22 protein-coding genes and 2 pseudogenes are annotated in these 19,105 nt (G+C 33.9%); 10 read left to right on the top strand and 14 right to left on the bottom strand.

The features are described from left to right. Positions 1–13: 13 nt before the first annotated feature. From ABLO99_RS06615 to ABLO99_RS06585, 7 genes and pseudogenes are all read right to left on the bottom strand, one after another. A complete protein-coding gene (locus ABLO99_RS06615; protein ID WP_349966860.1) occupies positions 14–355 on the bottom strand; it encodes a hypothetical protein in 342 nt (113 codons plus the stop codon). Beyond that, positions 345–788 carry a zinc ribbon domain-containing protein gene (locus tag ABLO99_RS06610; RefSeq protein ID WP_349966862.1) on the bottom strand — a complete coding sequence of 148 codons (444 nt, stop codon included), beginning with the start codon at positions 786–788 and terminating at the stop codon, positions 345–347. Before ABLO99_RS06610 ends, ABLO99_RS06615 begins: the two co-directional genes overlap by 11 nt. Positions 789–861: 73 nt before the next feature. Then, entirely contained in the window at positions 862–1,008 is a 147-nt protein-coding gene (locus tag ABLO99_RS06605) for a recombinase family protein (protein WP_153295385.1), read from the bottom strand. Beyond that, entirely contained in the window at positions 968–1,483 is a 516-nt protein-coding gene (locus tag ABLO99_RS06600) for a recombinase family protein (RefSeq protein ID WP_349966864.1), read from the bottom strand. Before ABLO99_RS06600 ends, ABLO99_RS06605 begins: the two co-directional genes overlap by 41 nt. Beyond that, on the bottom strand, positions 1,480–1,617 hold the full coding sequence (locus ABLO99_RS06595; RefSeq protein ID WP_153295389.1) for a hypothetical protein: 138 nt from the start codon (positions 1,615–1,617) through the stop codon (positions 1,480–1,482). The genes ABLO99_RS06600 and ABLO99_RS06595 overlap by 4 nt, the downstream gene beginning before the upstream one ends. A gap of 496 nt (positions 1,618–2,113) precedes the next feature. Next, positions 2,114–3,391 (bottom strand): annotated as a pseudogene (locus ABLO99_RS06590) (IS4-like element ISWpi18 family transposase). 101 nt (positions 3,392–3,492) lie between these two features. Beyond that, positions 3,493–3,645: pseudogene (locus tag ABLO99_RS06585) on the bottom strand (IS110 family transposase); the annotation flags it as partial. An 823-nt stretch (positions 3,646–4,468) separates the two neighbouring features. Here ABLO99_RS06585 and ABLO99_RS06580 point away from each other — a divergent pair. The 5 genes from ABLO99_RS06580 to ABLO99_RS06560 all read left to right on the top strand — a co-directional run bounded on the left by ABLO99_RS06580 (position 4,469) and on the right by ABLO99_RS06560 (position 8,010). Next, the gene (locus tag ABLO99_RS06580; RefSeq protein ID WP_349967315.1) at positions 4,469–4,618 is read left to right on the top strand and encodes a hypothetical protein; all 150 of its coding nucleotides are present in this window, start codon (positions 4,469–4,471) and stop codon (positions 4,616–4,618) included. Beyond that, positions 4,608–5,594 carry a tyrosine recombinase gene (locus tag ABLO99_RS06575; protein ID WP_349967314.1) on the top strand — a complete coding sequence of 329 codons (987 nt, stop codon included), beginning with the start codon at positions 4,608–4,610 and terminating at the stop codon, positions 5,592–5,594. The genes ABLO99_RS06580 and ABLO99_RS06575 overlap by 11 nt, the downstream gene beginning before the upstream one ends. Positions 5,595–5,649: 55 nt before the next feature. Next, positions 5,650–6,375, top strand: coding sequence for a lysophospholipid acyltransferase family protein (locus ABLO99_RS06570; RefSeq protein ID WP_047759453.1), 726 nt, complete (start codon positions 5,650–5,652; stop codon positions 6,373–6,375). Between the two features lie 43 nt (positions 6,376–6,418). Further along, positions 6,419–6,688 (top strand): 30S ribosomal protein S20, encoded by a 270-nt coding sequence (gene rpsT / locus ABLO99_RS06565; protein ID WP_047759454.1) that lies wholly within the window; start codon positions 6,419–6,421, stop codon positions 6,686–6,688. Positions 6,689–6,768: 80 nt separating this feature from the next. Further along, positions 6,769–8,010, top strand: a complete 1,242-nt coding sequence (locus ABLO99_RS06560; RefSeq protein WP_349967312.1) for a citrate synthase — start codon at positions 6,769–6,771, stop codon at positions 8,008–8,010. Between the two features lie 89 nt (positions 8,011–8,099). Here the strand turns inward: ABLO99_RS06560 and ABLO99_RS06555 are convergent, their stop codons facing one another. Beyond that, complete coding sequence (locus tag ABLO99_RS06555) at positions 8,100–9,584, bottom strand: hypothetical protein (RefSeq protein ID WP_349967310.1); 1,485 nt, start codon at positions 9,582–9,584, stop codon at positions 8,100–8,102. A 30-nt stretch (positions 9,585–9,614) separates the two neighbouring features. After that, positions 9,615–9,803 carry a hypothetical protein gene (locus ABLO99_RS06550; RefSeq protein WP_349967308.1) on the bottom strand — a complete coding sequence of 63 codons (189 nt, stop codon included), beginning with the start codon at positions 9,801–9,803 and terminating at the stop codon, positions 9,615–9,617. Between the two features lie 327 nt (positions 9,804–10,130). Between ABLO99_RS06550 and ABLO99_RS06545 the strand changes: the two genes are divergently transcribed. After that, positions 10,131–10,424: a GIY-YIG nuclease family protein gene (locus ABLO99_RS06545; protein ID WP_349967306.1), complete on the top strand. Its 294-nt coding sequence runs from the start codon at positions 10,131–10,133 to the stop codon at positions 10,422–10,424. A 107-nt stretch (positions 10,425–10,531) separates the two neighbouring features. Further along, entirely contained in the window at positions 10,532–10,678 is a 147-nt protein-coding gene (locus ABLO99_RS06540) for a hypothetical protein (protein ID WP_349967304.1), read from the top strand. Between the two features lie 294 nt (positions 10,679–10,972). Here the strand turns inward: ABLO99_RS06540 and ABLO99_RS06535 are convergent, their stop codons facing one another. The 3 genes from ABLO99_RS06535 to ruvA form a co-directional block, all read right to left on the bottom strand. Beyond that, positions 10,973–12,181 carry a hypothetical protein gene (locus ABLO99_RS06535; protein ID WP_349967303.1) on the bottom strand — a complete coding sequence of 403 codons (1,209 nt, stop codon included), beginning with the start codon at positions 12,179–12,181 and terminating at the stop codon, positions 10,973–10,975. A gap of 247 nt (positions 12,182–12,428) precedes the next feature. Next, on the bottom strand, positions 12,429–13,418 hold the full coding sequence (gene ruvB / locus ABLO99_RS06530; RefSeq protein WP_349967301.1) for a Holliday junction branch migration DNA helicase RuvB: 990 nt from the start codon (positions 13,416–13,418) through the stop codon (positions 12,429–12,431). Beyond that, positions 13,415–13,987, bottom strand: a complete 573-nt coding sequence (gene ruvA, locus ABLO99_RS06525) for a Holliday junction branch migration protein RuvA (RefSeq protein WP_349967299.1) — start codon at positions 13,985–13,987, stop codon at positions 13,415–13,417. Before ruvA ends, ruvB begins: the two co-directional genes overlap by 4 nt. A gap of 299 nt (positions 13,988–14,286) precedes the next feature. Between ruvA and ABLO99_RS06520 the strand changes: the two genes are divergently transcribed. Further along, on the top strand, positions 14,287–14,811 hold the full coding sequence (locus tag ABLO99_RS06520) for a c-type cytochrome (RefSeq protein WP_047759461.1): 525 nt from the start codon (positions 14,287–14,289) through the stop codon (positions 14,809–14,811). 1 nt (position 14,812) lies between these two features. After that, positions 14,813–15,568, top strand: coding sequence for an alpha/beta hydrolase (locus tag ABLO99_RS06515; RefSeq protein ID WP_047759462.1), 756 nt, complete (start codon positions 14,813–14,815; stop codon positions 15,566–15,568). A 133-nt stretch (positions 15,569–15,701) separates the two neighbouring features. Here the strand turns inward: ABLO99_RS06515 and ABLO99_RS06510 are convergent, their stop codons facing one another. Next, positions 15,702–17,615: an ATP-dependent helicase gene (locus ABLO99_RS06510; RefSeq protein ID WP_349967296.1), complete on the bottom strand. Its 1,914-nt coding sequence runs from the start codon at positions 17,613–17,615 to the stop codon at positions 15,702–15,704. A gap of 122 nt (positions 17,616–17,737) precedes the next feature. Beyond that, positions 17,738–18,175: a hypothetical protein gene (locus ABLO99_RS06505; RefSeq protein ID WP_349967293.1), complete on the bottom strand. Its 438-nt coding sequence runs from the start codon at positions 18,173–18,175 to the stop codon at positions 17,738–17,740. Between the two features lie 482 nt (positions 18,176–18,657). Here ABLO99_RS06505 and ABLO99_RS06500 point away from each other — a divergent pair, with 482 nt between their 5' ends. Next, positions 18,658–19,083, top strand: a complete 426-nt coding sequence (locus tag ABLO99_RS06500; protein WP_349967291.1) for a hypothetical protein — start codon at positions 18,658–18,660, stop codon at positions 19,081–19,083. Positions 19,084–19,105: the final 22 nt, after the last annotated feature.

Here is a 19,105-nt window from a genome sequence, read left to right as displayed (position 1 = left end):
GCTTAAGATAGGACTAACTACCCCGCCAACAATGTTGCAAATTTTTCTTTTCTTCTCGATTATTTCCAGGAGAGTTTGGTAGCTCTTTTACACGAAATACCACATTTACGTCCTCAAGGTTAATTTCAATTCTCTTGACTAACGTTCTAATAATATCACGTTTAGTTAGCCAGCCTGCGTTATCAAGGTTTGATGTAATATTGGAAGAAAAGTCTTCTAAATTGGTTATAACCAAAGTTAATTCCTGTTTTAATTTCTTTTGATCGAATATCCTTTTCTTCTCCTCTTCAATTGTTTTTAAACTTTGTTTCATTGCTTTAATTCGTGGTTCAAATTCTTCTTGATTATTGAGCATAACTATCAATAAGTCTAGCAATACCACGTTTTAATTTATTTTCTTGTTTCTCTAGTAAATCGCTTTTTTGATCCCATGATGATTTTTTAAGCTCTGAAAGTCTACGCCTGTATTCTTCCAAAACCCTATTTGGATTTTTCAATAAATGCTTAACCTCTTCCCACACGGCTGTTTCTAATGCATCTGTACGAATGTGTTTATTATCACAAATTTTATTACCACCAAAACGGTAAGAATCTCTACCTATACAACGATAATAAGCATAATGATCAATTTTTTCTCCTCGCTTATTTCTTACAGGACTTCCGTAATATGCATAACGACAACGCTTACATACTTGTAGTGAATGTTTTGCTCCTCTTTCTCTTGTCCTTGCTATTTTTCTATTTTCAGCTAATTGTTCTTGAGCTATATCAAATACATCTTCGTCCACTATATTTGGCACTTTAACATAAATCCAATTTGCTTTTTCAACAGAATAGGTAGAGTAATTATCTTTCGGTTGTTCACAAGAATGTTTCTGTGGTCTGATATGTTGTACCTACTTTTGTTTTACCAAAAGCCGCTTGTCCTTTGTAAGCAGGATTTTTTAACATACCCCAAATCACACTTCTATCCCAGCACTTTTTTCCTGTTCGTGTTATAATAGACATAGTGTTTAGCCGACGACACACTTCCCCAACTTTCTCTTCCTACCCACAAAAATACTTTCCTAACAATATTAGCTTCTTCTTCGTTTATTTCAAATAAAGCTTGTCCTCCTCCCATATATTTATCTATATAACGATAACCATAAGGAGCTCCTCCCATTACGCTTACACAACCTTTATTAGCTGCGTAAATCTTTCCGCGACGACTTCGTTCCATAATTTTCGCTCGTTCATATTCTGCTATCATACCTTGCATTTGTAACAGTAACTGAGATTCTGGATTATTGTTAATCTCATAATTTAAGAAAACCGTTTCTGCTCCTGCTTTCTCAAATTCTTCAAATTTGATATGCATATTTCCTAGATAAGCGATCAGGTGAATGAATCTATCAATTTTACCTTCTGTTACTTTATCATGTAATTTTTCTAGATCAGGACGGACTAACACTGTAGCCATTGTCAATAAATTTATACTCACTTGTACCCATCCGTACTAATTTGCTTCTCTAAAGCTGCAACTTGACTTGCTATTGTATTTTCTTGTGCTTGTTTCCCTGAAGAAACTCTTGCATATAAACTCACTGTTACCATTTGATCCTCCTTGAATCCCATTTTTATGTTTTAAATTTTTTTGGCTTACTTGCTTTGACACGGCTTTTTCATAAGCATCTAACAAATACTTTTCTGCCAACTGGTTAGTTTCATAGCTACAGCTAATCCGTATAGCTAATCTCTTATTCCCCATGAACTTTCCTTGAAATAATATGTTCATATCATTCATTGAAACTGATGGTTAATTGATTGTTGGCACTATAAATAAATGGCACTCTTGTTTTTGGACATAGAAGTTTTCGAGAAATGCTTTTCTCTAATTTTACGTTTTTTGCAACATTGTTGGCGGGGTAATTACACCACTGCCATTAAGTTAAGGGAAAGAGAAGTTAAGATTGGACAAAAAATTTGAAGTGATTGATAATTATGGTAAATACTAGGGTGAATTTTTAAGAAAAGGGAGTCTGAAAAGTGCAAGTTATTTAAAAAAGTAATAATTGCAGGTTATTTTGCAAAGAATGTACTAATGCAATGATACTGAAAAGATATCTTGAATTTAAAACACATGTTTTCTAGCTCTTTTCTGGTAGTTGAGTGAACGAATATCAGATATCTTATGACGATCAACTCTTCTCCCTTTTCTTACCACTAAAGTGTTCATCAAAAATAACTGTGATAGTCGATCCATAATGCAGTCTATGTCTGACTCTGTAGAAAAAATATCAAAGGCTAAGTTTTTAATCGCATTAAATGAGACAGATTTATTGATGCTTTTTTTTAGTTTACTATTCTGTGCGCTCAATGTCTCTTCATCATCTTCTATCATGATACTTTCTAGATTACTGATGAAGATAGTTGACCAAAAATCCTACTTGATAGTTTCAATACTTTTTCCTGTGAAATTCTCTAAATTTAATCTTCCCTTCAGCCTAGAAAAAAATGTTTCTACTCCCCAGCGCAAGTAATATAATCTCTCAAACTCTTCGACTGTAAAACTTTGCTCATCTAACAGAGATGTTACTAACACTTCAACTTCTCCAGAAGAAAGTATTATTTTGACTAACCTGAATTTCATCTCATCAGGTAATCCTAGCTTTCGTAGCTGTCTTGCTACTTTAATAGGTGCGGTAGACACTACCACCATACTAGATGGGCTTTCCGGCTTAAACATAGCGTTTATTTCATTGAAAGACGAACTTGGACAGCGAATTATATAATTGATTTTCCTTCCTGTAAGCTCAGCAAGAAATCGATAAGATACGTATCCTCTATCACAGATTAACAAATCGTCTGATTTTATGGATTCAAGCATACCGATCGCTAAATCAACCTCATAGCTGTCACCTCTACTTAGCACAGATTTTATTGCAATATTATTTAGCACATCGTAGCAAACTTCAAAGGTTGCACTTGTATAGTCTTCAAATCTCTGGATTCCATTCCATACTGCTCTTGAGCCAAACTCGCCTATTATTTTGTCGCTCTTTGGCAGAATCAGTATTGAAGCATCAAATGCAAGTACTCTGAAGCCATGGTGGGTTTTAAATTCCTGATCTTGGTAGTATAGGGAAACTATATCATCATTTAACTCTGAAAACGCAGTATGCTTTAGCTTCTTTCTTGCTTGAGTAAATGCACTTGCCGTAATTGTGTAATCTTTTCTTGTATGCAGAACAAACTCATTAAGCATTACTTGTAATGACTTTACACTCTTTCTAAAAATCAGGAGAAATACATTAATGAAGGGCAGCTTTCTTTTTCGTGAGAAGTCTTTTGAGGATGCTCTGTGTGCGTTTATAAAGTTTAAACTCATCAATTTATTTTTTATAAACATGATTATTCTTTTTTTTACTCATGTCATTACTTCTTTTAATTTGTGGATCTTACCTGATTTTACAATACAGTCCATCACTTTCCCTTAACTTAATGGCAGTGGATCCAATACACTCCTGTTGATTCCATGGCTATTGTAGTAACTTTGCACCTCTTTAACCACTTTGCTAAGTTATAAAGATCTTCTGTGAAGCAGCAGAATTTTTGTATATTCTGTTTATCTCTTCCTTCTGGTACACATACATAATGCACAGATATCTATTCCTGCCGCATCAGACCTCTAATTTACTTTTTGTTTTTGCCATTTCTAACCTCCATCATATAATAATTGAAAAGCACTTCAGCTTGGAACGGTTGAATTATACGCTCTTCTAATCGAGGTAGTCTCAAAGACTCCATCAGTGATTTTCCTTCCAAAACCATGCTAACCTACGGGCACTAAGGCACCATTGCCTACTCGGCTATAACTGCAGAAGCGCTTCTCCGTAAAATTATATTCAAAAAAGTAGAAAATAGGAGTTTCTTTCTGGTTTGACAGGTTTTGTATCTGTCCGATGCTAACCTTGTGGATACAGAATTAGAGCCATTTAGGTCTTTCTACGATACCGTCCAGCCTATACTTTTGAGGAGGGAACTCTTATCTTTCTTACAGATTTTATATCTAAGAGGAGAAACAGAGTTCTTCCCTCCTCCACCTAATGCTTAAGCTTAAAACATTAGATGCTTTTTACAAGATACAAGAAGGGAAGCGGTAAAAATTATTTTAGACATTAAACAATAAAATTAGTAATTTATAGACTCTTTAAAAAAAATTATCTTATTTTAGATCAAGATTTCTTAAAAAATAAATATAATAAATAAACCTTAAATGGTTGCTATATTGGGCGTATTCTCTTAACTTGACGCCTATAGTTGAAACCACTATCTTTTTATATTAAAACTGTCATATATACTATAGTATGATAAGCATAGACAGATATAGCTAAGGGATGTTCCATATTGTGGCAGAGCTTACTTTAGGAGATGTTTTTTATAGGTTTGATGTTATAATTAAAATATGACAAAAACAAGATCAAATTTGAAAAAAAGGTTAAAACAAAAGTTTGTAGTGCTGACCTTATTGATAAACGCTTTATTTGTCTCATATTTTCTCATAAAAAACACAGGAAATACTTTTAATCAAATTATAGTCAAAGAAATAAATATAGGAGCTGACAATGAAAAATAAACAACCACAAAATAAAAAAGAGAATCTTTACGTAACGTATTACATAGATGCTTTAGCTTCAGAAAAGTCCTCTACGCAAAATACTTTGGAAAGTTATCGTTCAGATTTACATCAACTTGAAAAGTTTTTATTAGAAGGAAGCACTACCTTAGTTGGTGCAAGTAAAGCTAATATTAAAGATTATGTAAACTTTTTATATACACAAAAAAAATATAAAAGTAGCTCCATATCAAGAAAAATTTCTGCTATAAGAAATTTCTATAAGTGCCTATTTAATGATGGAATAATAGACTTTAACCCAGCACCGGCTAGTGATAATGAATTAAAAAATCCAAAGGTTTCTCGTCCTTTGCCTAAGTGTTTAAGTATTCAAGAAATATTTTCGCTCATGGAAACAGTAAAAAAACCAGCAAGCGGATCAAATAAAGAGATGAGCAATAAAAGGCTATGTGCAATTTTAGATATCCTTTACTCTTCCGGGATGCGTATTTCTGAACTAATTAATATGAAGTTATGTGAAGTATCAAATTTAGTAAACAGTAACGGTAAAGAAGGCTATATAATAATAAAGGGAAAAAGTGGCAGAGAAAGGCAAATCTTTTTTAATGAGCAAGCATTGCAAAGCCTTAAAGATTACTTATCAGTTCGTGAAAATCTGCTCCCTAACAACAAAAAATCTGATTGGCTATTTCCAGGTGATAAACCTAATAAACCAATTACAAGGCAAAGGATTGGTCAATTAATAAAGGAATTAGCAGGAAAGTGCAATATTGATAAAAATAAAGTCTCTCCACATGTGATTAGGCATTCTTTTGCTACCCATCTACTAAATAGCGGAGCAGATATTGTGTTGATACAGAAAATTCTTGGCCATACTAACCTTTCTACAACACAAATATATACTCATATTGCTAACGAAAAGTTAAAGGACAAACTAGCTAATTCGCATCCTATTACTCAGATGATCAATAATTAAACTTATTGTTTTTAACTTGTAATAAAGTTAAATTTAAATAAATTTATGTGAGTTTGTGATTGCAAGTTTATTGTTTAACTTATTCCTTATATTATGGGAAGTATTCTATACTTTAATTACTCTCCCTGTAATTTTCTTTTCTGAGTGTGTAATAACCATTTTTCTCGTCTGTTCGGTGAAGGTTGTATTATTCACGCTGCGTTTATTATGTGGCATTAAATATGAAGTGAGGGGAATGGAAAACATTCCTCAGCAACCTTTTATCATTGCATCTAAACACCAATCTCCATTTGAAACATTTATTTTTATACTACTATTTAGAAAAGCGGTTTTTATTTTAAAACGTGAATTGAAATGGATTCCATTCATTGGTTTACATCTTATAGCGCTGAAAATGATTTTTATTAACCGTTCAGATGGTATCAGTTCTATACGCCATATAATTAAACTAGCAAAAATGCATATAAAAGAAAATAGAAGCATAATAATATTTCCTGAAGGTACAAGAACAACTATAAACCAAAATATAAAATATCAACCAGGTATTGCTGCTTTATATAGCGTATTATCTGTTCCCGTGTTACCGGTTGCTTTAAACACTGGTTTGTTTTGGCCAAAAAGCATACTTTCTCTGAGAAAAAATCCCGGAAAGGCAGTAATAGAAATATTGCCCCCAATATATCCTGGGTTAAACAAAAATGAATTCTTGCAAAGTTTAGAAAAAATTATTGAAGAGAGAAGCAGTGGATTAATTGCAGAAAAAACTGATATTGCAAATTAACAAAAAAACTTTATAATTAAAAGAAAAGTACAGGTATTAATATATGGCAAATCATAAGAGTGCTAAAAAAATGATAAAGGTAATAGCAAAACGCACTTTAATAAATAAGATGCGGAAAAGTAAAACTCGCACTGCTATTAGAAAATTGGTCGATGTAATCAAGTCTGGTGATAAAGAGAATGTTGTCTTAGCATTTCGGGATGCTGAATCTAATTTACACAAGTGTGTGAGTAAAGGTGTTCTTCATAGAAATACTGCTGCGCGTAAAATAAGTCGCTTAAATGCAAAAGTAAAAGCATTGATGACAGCATAATATGGTTAATTTAAAGTTAATCGGATTAATATATACTCTTCAGTTTGTATATTCTGTATAAAATTTAAGTAGCTTGAGTGATGGATAAAAAAGCATTATTAGAACTAAGTAATGGATTAAAAATTGAGCTACCCATATTAAGTGGAACAATAGGTCCTGACGTGTTGAATATCAAGGATTTATATAAGACGACAGGATTATTCACTTATGATCCGGGGTTTGTTTCCACAGCTTCATGTTCTTCTTCGATTACATTTATTGATGGAGATGAAGGAGTTCTTAAATATAGGGGACATGATATAGCTGATTTGGCAGAGAATAATAGTTTTACTGCTGTGGTTTATTTATTACTCTATGGTGAATTACCCAATTCAGAGCAACACAAAAAATTTCTTCTAAAAATACAAGAATCATCCAAAGTATCAGAGCAAGTTACAAATGTAATCAAAGCATTTCCAAGAACTGCTCACCCTATGTCGATTTTAATTGCATGTCTTGCAAATTTGTCAGCATCTTACCATGAAAAGCATGGCAACAATATCAATGGTGAAGATTTGGATTTTGGAATTTCTGCAATAGCACAAGTTCCTGCAGTTGTTGCAATGATATACAGGCATATCAATGGTCAGAAATTCATAAATGCCAATAATGAATTGAGCTATAGTGAAAATTTCTTAAAGATGATGTTTGGTGATGCTGTTGATAACACCCTTTTTGCACAAGCTCTGGATAAAATATTTACTCTCCATGCCGATCATGAACAGAATGCTTCTACGGCAACTGTCAGATTAGTAGGGTCAGCTGGTTCTAATCTATTTGCAAGCCTTTCTGCAGGAATTGCTACACTTTGGGGTCCAGCACATGGTGGAGCTAATGAGGCAGTTATAAATATGCTGAAGGAGATAGAGCAAAGTGGAGATGTAGATAGATTTATTGAAAAAGCTAAAGATGATAAAGATCCATTTAAACTAATGGGATTTGGACATCGTGTTTATAAAAGTTACGATCCGCGCGCGCGTATATTAAAGGATGCTTGTTATGAGATTCTAAGTAAATTAGAGCAAAATAATGAACTACTTAAAATTGCAAAAAAACTTGAAGAAATAGCTTTAAAGGATGAATATTTCATCGTACGTAAGTTATATCCAAATGTTGATTTTTACTCAGGTATAATAATGAATGCTATCGGTATCCCTTCAAGTATGTTTACACCTATTTTTGCACTTGCAAGAACCACTGGCTGGGTTGCTCAGTGGTATGAAATGATAAACGATAAAGAAACCAAGATTTGTAGGCCAAGGCAGCTCTACCTTGGCAAGTAAAATTTCATTCATAATTTTTTTGTAACTTCTTTAGAATTTTTCTACTACAGAAGCAGTAGGGCCAAAACTTTGACCCTACTTAAGTAAATTTATTCTGAAAAATCTCTTTCACCAACTGGTACACGTGCACGCGATTCTGTAGTAGATGATTCAAGTTTTGAATCGGGCGAAGGACATGATTTGCCAGAGGATTCTAAAAAATGAACACCACCACTATCTCTATTATTTTTTTTCATTCCGTCTGATATATCTGTAGATTCTGGTTGCTTACGTTTTGGAGATTGACGTTTCATTGAAAATCTTTTAATAAGTGAAGTAGAGTCTTTCTCAGGTGAACTATCACTTGAAGAACATGCAGCAGAACCCTTAGGTTTCGGAGGTGTAGTCTCAATACCACTATCTCTATCTTCTCTTTCTTGAGGTAGCGTTTTTGGTAGAGGAGAATCAAGTGGTGGTGACAATTTTGGCACACGCGCAGGATCAATGGATAGCTGATGATCTTTGTTGATTACAGAGCTCTCTATGATCTTATCCATCACACAGTAAGCAATGTCTGGGTTAGCAAAATCTATTGCATATATTTGTCTGACACCATACGTTGGCAGACCTCTTTCTGCAATATCATTTTTTAAATCACGCAACACTTCTTTACCACCAAACACCTCATTATTAATATGGTTAATTTCTTTCTCATTCAAAAACTCTATATAATTACCACAATCAACAATAGGAGCTAAAATTGAAAACTCATCTTTACTTTCTTTATGGGAGGTATGCCACATAGAATTAATGGGTAAGTGCGGAAGTGCCTTACGAATTAAATCAACCACTGCGAACTTCAGAGTCTCATTCATTTTATTCTCGGCACTTGGAACTTGAAAACAACGACATATCACGGATACTTCATCCTTTACTATGTCTTTAATAAGCTCAGGATTATCAAAAACGCTTTTCTTTATATACACATAATTTCCCTTCTCTTGTAAAAAATCCTTAGTTTTTTTAGGACCATTTTCATAATCTATTATCCTCGATGAAAGAAATTCTACAAAAGAATCTTGCAAACTTTTTTTATGACATTCCGCACCATATAGATAAGATCCCTTATCAAAGACTTCATCGACTATATTATCATCTACATCATCTAGATTCAAATCCTCTTCCTTTATAATAGTAGAGGTTGCATATCGCGCAAGTTCATTAGCTAGCAAAAACTTTAGATTAGAAACCACCTTTTTACCCATTGGCACCAAAAGTTTATTATCTTTAGTCAAATTCACTTGATCAAAGTTAAAAGGAAAAAATTTTGTATAAAAACAATCATCAAGAATAGTTTCATCTGGACAAAATCTTTCTATTACTTTTTCTTTCATATTGCTCAAGTACTTCTTGCGCTGATTAATATCCATATTTTTATCAAATGAGAGAACAATATGATTTTCCTTAGAAGGGAAAAGACTTCGCTTCACACTTTTTACTTCTACAGTACAATTAGTAACAACAGCATCACTAAAACGAAGAATACTATTAAACGCTTTTACTAATTCTTGATTTATTTCACTTGTATTAGGCATAACACTACCTCCCTAATTAAATTAATATAATTACTTACTACCCCTACTACTGCCCTGACCACTCTTATCACTACTGGATTGATTTTGTTTCATTTGTTCTTCCTCACGCTTAATTCTCTCGCTAAAATTATCCATTCTCTTTAGATCTAAGTATTTTTTCTCAATCCTTGTTCTCTCTGAATCAGGTGCTTTTTTGTTTGGATCATTATTACTATCCATATAAACCTCTCAATTAAAATATTATGTAATCAGTATATTAAAAATAAATTATCAGCACAAGCAGTTTTTTTATATTTTCTAGCATAAATTTTATTTGCCATTTTTATATCCAGTGTCAAGCACTGGGATGACAACGGAGGGGCTACTTGAATGACATAGAGAGGAAGTACTGGGATGACAACCTGTTAATATAAACTTTCTGGATTCCAGTGTCACACGCTGATCGAAGGGGCTAACACCCCTTTGGTACATTACGCACTGATTTCCATTCAAGACGGTGTCATCCCAGTGCTTGACACTGGGATATAGTAAACTTATTTACTGTATATGAAAAGTTATTATATTTATATACTTGCAAGTGAACGCAATGGAACCCTATATACAGGTATAACATCAAATTTGACTAAACGAATTTGGGAACACAAAAGCAAAGCCATCTCTGGTTTCACGTCAAAGTACAATGTTTGTAAACTAGTCTATTTTGAAGAATTTCAAGACATAAATTTAGCAATTAGTAGAGAAAAACTCCTGAAAAGTTGGCAGAGAAAATGGAAAATAAACTTAATTGAAAAAACAAATCAAGAATGGAAAGATTTATATGATGAAATTGTATCTGGATGACGGTATTTGAGTACACAATTTTATGAATATTGTAATCAAACAGACCAAGAAAGATGTCATGAAAGTAGCTGACATTGGCATCCACTCTTCTTTTTTCCTAGATCCCAGTGTCAAGCACTGGGATGACACCTTTCCTTATGGACTTAAGTCACAACTGTACGAACATTGCAATATGGCACATAATAAACGATCAATTCTTGGCACTGGCTCCCATTCAAGACGGTGTCATTCCAGTGCTTGACACTGGAATCTAACTTTTACCATAATCATTAGAAAATGTTGTATTTTAACATTACTTTTATATTCCTGAATTTAACTGGATTCCAGTGTCACGCACTGGAATGACAACCTGTTAATATAAACTTTCTAGATTCTAATGTCACGCGCTGATCAAAGGGGCTAACACCCTTTTGGTGCATTACGCACTGATTTCCATTCAAAACGGTGTCATTCCAGCGCGTGACGCTGGAATCCAGAAGAAAAAAATGGATCCCAGTACTGGGATGACAACGAAGGGGCTACTTGAATGACAAAAAAAGAGAGAACCATTACGATCTCTCTTTGCTAACTGAAGAAGTATGATTCTCAACTTTTATATTAGTTAATCCTTCTGGCCGCTCCACAGGAGCATTAGACTTTTGCTGATTATTCATTGAACGATTGCGTGTAGAAGATTTTCTTACCTCTGCTTTCATAAAATCACCACCTCGTTGTCTTTTAACTCTCCTCCTTGGTATCTTTTGCTCTTTTTCTGGAGCAGGTGGGCACACAGCTACCTTTGGTTTTTCAGTTTTGTCTTCTTTTTTACTCACTTTTTCCTGTTTTTGTATTTCACTATTTTTGTGGTTTATAACAAATTTAGGTGAAGTGTCCACTAATTTTTCTACAGGTAAAAGAGCACGTTCTTGCTTATTCAGAGTGATTGGCATTGGAACTTTGGATGAAAAGTCAAAGAGGTGAACTGGTGCGATTTCATTCACTTTTATTTCTACTTCTTGACAAACTTCTTTTTCTTTTGTTTTTTCCGCTTTTTTGTCTTCCTTTTTCTCGATTGCATCTTGCCCTACTACTGCTGCTAAATCAACTGCAAAAATTTCTGTAAACATTGCAATAACAGAGCCAACAAGGAAAGTTTGAAGCTTCAACTTTAAATTTTGCAATGCTTGCAAACGTTCTAGTATTGCTATTTCTTCCTCAGGAGATAACCCACCACTGAGTAATTTCTCCTGCAATTCTTTTATCTCTTTGTCTAGCCTCTTGTCCCAACTTAAATCTAAATTGTTTTTGAAGATCTTTTTGATTAACTCCTTAAGCTTATCACGCAAAAACTTGATTATTGAAAGAAGCAGATTTTTCTCTTTCTTCTCTTTGAGCATTTTGTAAACTTTCGGGTCTACATTTACTTCAAAAAGATTAAAGAGGGATTCAAAGAAATTTGCAAATGCTCCTTGATTATCACCAGCAAAGTAATCCTCATCGTTTTTTATCTGTAGCTCTACTTGAGACAATGTTTCATCAACGTAACTCGCAGCCTGACGCTCAAGCTCTATTCTCTTGAGCTCAGCTTTTCTGGCAAGCTCCTCTATGAATCCTTTTAATTCATTGATCTTCTGCTCTGCAGAGAGATCTTGCTCCCTAATTCGACTAATGAAGATTGAACTATCGTCGTTTCCGTTATTACTTGAAAAATTTTCCATCATTTTTTCTCCCTCAATTGAATTACTGTTTTCGTAGCTACTTAGAAAACTTTTGACCATTTTACCCCTACATAAAACTCAATTTTACAGCATCAAATATTTAATAAATATTAATCTTAAAATATCAATAAAATTATTGACATTTTTAACTTATGCTATATGTAGCTTAGCATACATTACATAATCTTTCAAGAACATCTTTACTATACTCTAGTATTCTTATTTGCCCACACAACACCTGCAAAACATACAACAAGAGAACATTATAATATTTATTATGTCAATAATCCAAGAGTATATTGACATGCTAACATATGCCTGAATTGATGCTGAGGTATTCCTTCGCTTGATCAGTTAAAACACGTCCTCTTGGTGTGCGCTTTACAAAGCTGATTTTGATTAAATAAGGTTCTACTGTTTCCTCAATATTGCCAACATCTTCAGATAGCGCAATAGATATAGTGTCAACTCCAATAGGTCCTGAGGTGTTAAACAAAAATCTCAGATAATCCATATCTAATTTATTTAGTCCCATTTTATCTATGCCCAATTTTGATAGTGCAGAGCCGGCAATTTCACAGGTAATTTTTTTATCATCTTTTACTTCAACAAAATCCCTTATTCTTCTGAGTAATCTCAAAGCAATTCTTGGAGTACCACGCGCACGGCAGGCAATTTCCCGTGTAGCATCTTCTTCAATTTCAGCAGAAAGAACTCTTGCACCTCTTTTTATAATATCAACCAGTTCCTCGAAAGAATAAAACTCAAGATGCAAAGGGATGCCAAAACGATCCCTAAGCGGTGCAGAAAGCAGTCCAAGCCGCGTTGTTGCCCCAATCAGTGTAAATGGTGGTAAATCTATTCTTAAAGTGCGTGTAGATGGGCCCTCACCTACTAATATATCCAGGCAAAAGTCTTCCATAGCAGTATATAAAACTTCTTCAATGCTGCGGTTTAATCTATGGATTTCGTCGATAAATAAGACATCTTTTGCATTTAAAGTAGTGAGTACTGCAGCTAAGTCCCCAGCTTTACTGAGCAACGGACCAGAAGTTGCACGAAAGCTAACCCTTAACTCCTTAGAGACAATTTGTGCTAAAGTTGTTTTGCCAAGCCCTGGAGGACCATAGAGTAATACGTGATCCAAGGCTTCAGCTCTCGTCTGTGCAGCGTTTATAAACACTTTTAAATTTTGTATTAAGTCTTTTTGCCCGACAAAATCATCAAGTTGCTCAGGCCTGATATTTAAATTGCGTACATCTTCAGAATATTCCTTACTACATGATATTGATTTCATAGTGTTTTAAGCGCCATACGAATAATATCTCTAGTGTCCAAGTTTTGTGATTCATCCTCTATTTTTTTTATCATATTATAAGCTTTTGTTCTTTCATATCCAAGATTGATCAGAGCTGAAAGGGCATCTTCACTAATTGGATGAAAATTATTGTTATTTATCTCTAATTTACTTACTTTGCCACTCAGCTCAGTGATAATTCGATTTATGAGCTTCGGGCCAAGTCCACTCACCTTAAGTGCTAGTTTATCCTCATTCATAATTGCCAAAAACAGCTGTTCTGGAGTTAGTTTACTCAAAATTGACATTGCGGTTTTATAGCTAACACCGCTCACTTTAACTAGTAAACGCAGACACTGCTGTTCTTCTTTACTTATAAAACCATATAGCTGAGCAACGTTTTCTCTGCCATTTGCATAAGTGTCGATAAGTAATTTTACTCTATTTCCGATTGAACAAGCACTTAAAGTTTTGGCTGAAAGGTATACTATGTGGCCAATACCATTCACATTCAGGATTATGTGATCGCTGCACACTTCATCAACTATTCCGCTTAGATTTCCTATCATTTTTAGTATTGCATAAAGTTCAGTTTAAATGCTCCTGAATCTTAGGTCAAGCAAACGAACATTATAACAGTAGCTCCTTGACAAATTCCTCCAGTCTTATTATTATGGTGTTAAGGTTCTTTTCGACTCAAAACTTGTTTTTAATCCGCGCGGGTTCAACAACAGAAATTCAGTAAAAAGCTTGGGTATCTATTGACTAAGTAGTAGAAATTTCTATCTTTGGTGAAATTAAGGTAATTGTTTGCTGTTTGCAAAAATATTTGCATAATTTAAGTAACATTACTTGATAAAAATTAACTATGGAGCTTAATAAGATTGCAGCATCGATTTTACTTTCTGGATTAATAATTATGATGGTGAGTAATGTAGTTGATATGCTCTACAACCCAGAGGATTCTAAAATAGAGCACCAAACAATAGTAGCAGCCAGCAATGAGCTTCAGCAAAAAATTGAACAAGTGGCACTTGATATTGGAGCACTCATGCAGAACGCTAGCTTTGAAAAAGGTAAATCAGCAGCAAAAAAATGTATAGCTTGCCATAGTTTTGAGAAAGGTGGAATGAATAAAGTAGGACCAAACTTATGGAACGTGGTTGGAAATAAAAAGGCCCATCTTGGCAGCTCATTCAATTATTCAAAAGCACTACTTGAAAAAGGTGGAAAATGGGGGTATGATGAGCTATTTGCTTTTTTAAAAAATCCAAAAGCCTACATAAAAGGTACACGTATGGCATTTGCAGGCATTTCCAACTCAAAAGAGATTGCAGATCTAGTCAGTTATTTACGCCAATTAAGTGATAGTCCGGTTGCTTTGCCAAAGTAGTATGGGTTATTGTAAATTACTTGATGGAAGTAATGGTCATATAGCATATCGAAAGCTACAAGGAAAGAAAGCTTCTATAGTTTTTTTTTGTGGATTTGCATCCAATATGGATGGAACTAAAGCAACTGCCATTTACAAATTTTGCCAAGAAAGTGACGTAGCACTTGTGCTCTTTGATTATCTTGGCCATGGTAATTCAAGCGGTGACTTCACTAATTATACAATAAGTGATTGGCAAAAAAATTGTGCTAAAGTGATAAGCGAATTAACTAGCAACAAACAAATAATTATAGGTTCAAGTATGGGAGGATGGCTGATGTTGCTCACTGCCCTTCAATTTCCAGAAAAAATTGCAGCATTAATCGGCATATCGTCTGCTCCTGACTTCACTGAAGATTTAATATTTAAGCAATTGTCAGATAAACAAAAAGAAGAGCTGGTCTCTAAAGGTGTAATAGATTTTACTTCAGGGCATTGTACATACAAAATAACTAAAAATTTGATTGAAGATGGCAGAAAGAACCTTCTTTTAAACAAAGAAACAATAGATATAAATTGTCCTGTGCGCTTGCTGCATAGCATTAATGATAAAGATGTTCCTTATCAAGTTTCATTAAATTTAGCTGAAAAAATCAAATCAACAGACGTTGAAGTACACTTAATAAAATCAGCAGAACACAACATGTCTGATAATCATTCACTGAAAATTTTATTTAAGACCATTAGAGAATTTTTGCCAGAAGGAATATATAGTTGAAGTAATTTGGTATCCGTTCAGCAAAGTGGCAAAATAGGTAGACAAGATAAATCAAAAAATCAAGAAAAGGCAAGTTTACAACAATCCAAGTGGATTACACTCTCCTTGTAAACAATGTTCGTACAGCTGTGCTTCAACAGCAGGCGTTACTCTTGATCACCTCAACATTTTCTCTTGGCAGTTCTTTAATAAATCGAGAAGTGCGCATTGGTTGCCACTGATTATTAATTTCCCTCCTATCTGCACATGAAATGATTAACCTTTCTTTGGCTCTGGTTATTCCAACATATGCAAGTCTTCTCTCTTCCTCTAAAGCTTTACCGCTTTTATCCTCAAAAGATCTTTGATGAGGGAATAATCCTTCTTCCCAACCAGGTAAAAACACACACGGGAATTCAAGCCCTTTAGCTGCATGAAGAGTCATAACATATACAGTGTCATCGCTATTCATGTTATCTACTTCCATCACCAGGCTGATGTGCTCTAAAAAAGTTGTGGCATTATCGAAATTCTTTAAAGATGAGATGAGCTCTTTGACATTTTCTATTCGTGCTAAACCTGTTATTCCTTCATCTTCAAGCATTTCAATATACCCTGATTGATTTGCTATAGTTTTTACAAATTCGCAAAGCGGTTTAACGCTTACCATTTCTTCCCAAGCTTTAATTTTATTTAAAAAATCATTTAGTGAGAGTTTAATTCTTTCGGTTACTTGATCACTATTAACTAATATTTTTGCTGCCTCAAAAAAAGAAATTTTGTTATCCTGAGCAGTCGTGTATATTTTCTTTAGAGTTGTAGCTCCTATGCTTCTCTTTGGCCGATTTACGATCCTTTCAAAAGCTAAGTCATCATTATTGTTTGTAATAAGTCTTAAATATGCGATTATGTCCCTAACTTCCTGACGTTCGTAGAATTTTACGCCACTTATAATCTTATAGGGAATTGAATATTTTATAAAATACTCTTCGAGAACTCTAGTTTGAAAAGTGGCCCTGACCAGCACTGCAATGTCACTAAATCTGTATTTATTGAGCTTTAATATCTGTTCGCTTATGAATCTTGCTTCAGCTTTTCCGTCCCATAATTTTATTAGATTTACCTTTTCCCCTTCAACGTTTATTGTCCACAATTTTTTTTCTAAACGAGTCTTATTGTGATTGATAACATATGACGCAGTTGCAAGTATATGGGATGTTGACCTGTAGTTACACCCCAGTTTAATGGTTTTTGCATTTTTAAAATCATCGGAAAATTTCAAAATATTTTCAATTTCTGCACCACGCCAACTATATATCGATTGATCGTCATCTCCTACACAACAAATATTTGAGTGCTCTTTTGCAAGGTATTTTAGCCAAAGATATTGTATTGCATTTGTATCTTGATATTCATCTACCATGATATATTTAAACTTGTTTTGGTAGTAGGACAGAATCTCATTCTCTTGATTAAAAAGTTGTATGTTATATAACAATAAGTCACCAAAATCGACAGAGTTAAGGAATTTCAACCTTTCTTGATATTGGTGATAGACTTTGAGTGCAGTCACGTATAGTGGCCTAAATGATTGAACATCTTCTACTTCAGACGGCAATAAACACTTCTCTTTCCATTGCTGGATGGTATTCATAATGGTCTTACATTTTTCTGATAAGCTATCAGAGCTTATTTCACTCATGATATTTTTTATTACTTGTAATTGATCATCCACACCAATGATTGTGAAATTGGAATTTAAGCCCACAATTTCAGCATGATAACGTAAAATTTTTGCTGCAATTGCGTGAAAAGTGCCAAGCCATGGTATGTTTGTGCCCGTTAGCTCAAGTACCCTTGATACCATCTCATTTGCTGCTTTATTTGTAAATGTCACTGCTAATATCTCATCAGAATAAGCGTGACCATTTCTAATTATGTGTGCTATTCTTGAAGTAATCGTTCTTGTTTTTCCCGTTCCGGCTCCTGCTAGTATCAAAACTGGCCCATTTACGTTAGTTACAGCTAATTCTTGCTCTGGGTTTAGCAGTGAGAGATAATCGTTCATTGAAGCCCTATAGATTACTAACTTCGTAAAGTTAAACCTATGATCTAAATATTGTAAAGGTCTTATTGAACATAACAGTCAACTCACTCAAGTACTAAACATTTAAGCGTAGAATTTTGTATCTATCTTACCTGAGTAATTGGTATATGCTGAGTAATAACAACTTGATTTGAGTCATTGGCACCAGGACTTCTACTTATTGGATTGATGGGTGGAGTTTTGAATGGTCTATACGTGCAATTTAGTTCCTCCACTTCTCTTTTTCCAATTATCTCTTTGACTTTAACGGGAGATTCTTCTTGCGGGATATAGTGGTTATGCATTGCAAGTCGTTCAGTGAGGTTTTCATATGTTTCTTTCAACCAAGCTCCGATATCATACACAAATCCATACGCTTTTTCTTTAAATTCTCTCCATGATCTATCTAAACTGGCTAGTGTGTTATTAAAGTAAATTGTCACATAATCTCTTGTGGTGCATTGATAACTTTCTCCATCTAGTCTGCTACTTTGTGCGTTAGAACTATTGTTACTTTTGAAATAACCAAATATATTGTACATTTTGAGCTACCGCTGACTATTAATATACATATATTATGCGTTAATAAATTAAAACTGTCAAGAATTTTACTACTTGCACTCTGTAAAGTTTTTGTTGTGTACTTTGAACTTTAAGAAAAATGGACGCCTAAATTTGACAATTGTGAAAATATTAGTTAAAATTATTGTATGTTAAGTATAGTAAATAGGAGAAAATATGCCTACTAATTCTGATGAGCAAAGAAAACTTTTACTTGAAACACGGATAGTTATTATGTTTTTAACATTTGTGAAAAATTTAAGAATCTATAATGTTTAATCAGTTAAAAAAACGACTGACACAATAAGTTATGATGTTGAACAAATAAAGGAGCCCTCTGAGGAATTTATTAAGCAAATCAATGAGATACATACTTCATTTATGTGGAAACTTGATAGTCTTGATCATGATACCTTGAGAAAACACTTTAATGAAGGAGTAACAATAGATGCACTAAAAGAATATGTGCAATCTGTTTGGACAATACTTAGAATGCACTTCAAAGATTTTATATAAATTTGGTAAGTTAAATGATGAAGAAAAACAACAAGATAGTGATTTAGCAGCAGAAAAACTTAAAATAGTAGAAGAGATTTCACAAAAATCTAAAAGCAAACAAAATGCTCGTAGAGCTTATTATGCTTTAGGTAGTGGTGCGGTGATAGGAGCAGCTATAGGCATACCTTGCAGGAGTTTAACTCCTGTTGTTGCTGTTGCAGTATTTATTGCAGCCACTGTTGTTGGTGCACTGGTGGGTTATGGTATTGGAAAGTTTTGCGAGAAAGTAAGTGAAGAGAAGCAAAATGATCCTGATATGAGTATGTGTACTGCAATTAAGAATGTACTTACTCCCGAATGTTTAAAATCACAATCGCAAGTTCATCCATAAGGTAGGCATTTAATATTGACTT

Source organism: Wolbachia endosymbiont of Armadillidium arcangelii, assembly GCF_040207875.1.
Lineage (GTDB): Bacteria > Pseudomonadota > Alphaproteobacteria > Rickettsiales > Anaplasmataceae > Wolbachia.
This window is presented reverse-complemented; position numbering and strand designations above follow the sequence as displayed.

Bases quoted from the DNA above. Each gene is read 5' to 3' on its own strand.
- ABLO99_RS06615 (WP_349966860.1), bottom strand. From the start codon at position 355: ATGCTCAATAATCAAGAAGAATTTGAACCACGAATTAAAGCAATGAAA.
- ABLO99_RS06605 (WP_153295385.1), bottom strand. From the start codon at position 1,008: ATGTCTATTATAACACGAACAGGAAAAAAGTGCTGGGATAGAAGTGTG.
- ABLO99_RS06595 (WP_153295389.1), bottom strand. From the start codon at position 1,617: ATGGGATTCAAGGAGGATCAAATGGTAACAGTGAGTTTATATGCAAGA.
- ABLO99_RS06575 (WP_349967314.1), top strand. From the start codon at position 4,608: ATGAAAAATAAACAACCACAAAATAAAAAAGAGAATCTTTACGTAACG.
- rpsT (WP_047759454.1), top strand. From the start codon at position 6,419: ATGGCAAATCATAAGAGTGCTAAAAAAATGATAAAGGTAATAGCAAAA.
- ABLO99_RS06560 (WP_349967312.1), top strand. From the start codon at position 6,769: ATGGATAAAAAAGCATTATTAGAACTAAGTAATGGATTAAAAATTGAG.
- ABLO99_RS06555 (WP_349967310.1), bottom strand. From the start codon at position 9,584: ATGCCTAATACAAGTGAAATAAATCAAGAATTAGTAAAAGCGTTTAAT.
- ABLO99_RS06550 (WP_349967308.1), bottom strand. From the start codon at position 9,803: ATGGATAGTAATAATGATCCAAACAAAAAAGCACCTGATTCAGAGAGA.
- ABLO99_RS06545 (WP_349967306.1), top strand. From the start codon at position 10,131: ATGAAAAGTTATTATATTTATATACTTGCAAGTGAACGCAATGGAACC.
- ABLO99_RS06535 (WP_349967303.1), bottom strand. From the start codon at position 12,181: ATGGTCAAAAGTTTTCTAAGTAGCTACGAAAACAGTAATTCAATTGAG.
- ruvB (WP_349967301.1), bottom strand. From the start codon at position 13,418: ATGAAATCAATATCATGTAGTAAGGAATATTCTGAAGATGTACGCAAT.
- ruvA (WP_349967299.1), bottom strand. From the start codon at position 13,987: ATGATAGGAAATCTAAGCGGAATAGTTGATGAAGTGTGCAGCGATCAC.
- ABLO99_RS06520 (WP_047759461.1), top strand. From the start codon at position 14,287: ATGGAGCTTAATAAGATTGCAGCATCGATTTTACTTTCTGGATTAATA.
- ABLO99_RS06515 (WP_047759462.1), top strand. From the start codon at position 14,813: ATGGGTTATTGTAAATTACTTGATGGAAGTAATGGTCATATAGCATAT.
- ABLO99_RS06510 (WP_349967296.1), bottom strand. From the start codon at position 17,615: ATGAACGATTATCTCTCACTGCTAAACCCAGAGCAAGAATTAGCTGTA.
- ABLO99_RS06505 (WP_349967293.1), bottom strand. From the start codon at position 18,175: ATGTACAATATATTTGGTTATTTCAAAAGTAACAATAGTTCTAACGCA.
- ABLO99_RS06500 (WP_349967291.1), top strand. From the start codon at position 18,658: ATGTGCAATCTGTTTGGACAATACTTAGAATGCACTTCAAAGATTTTA.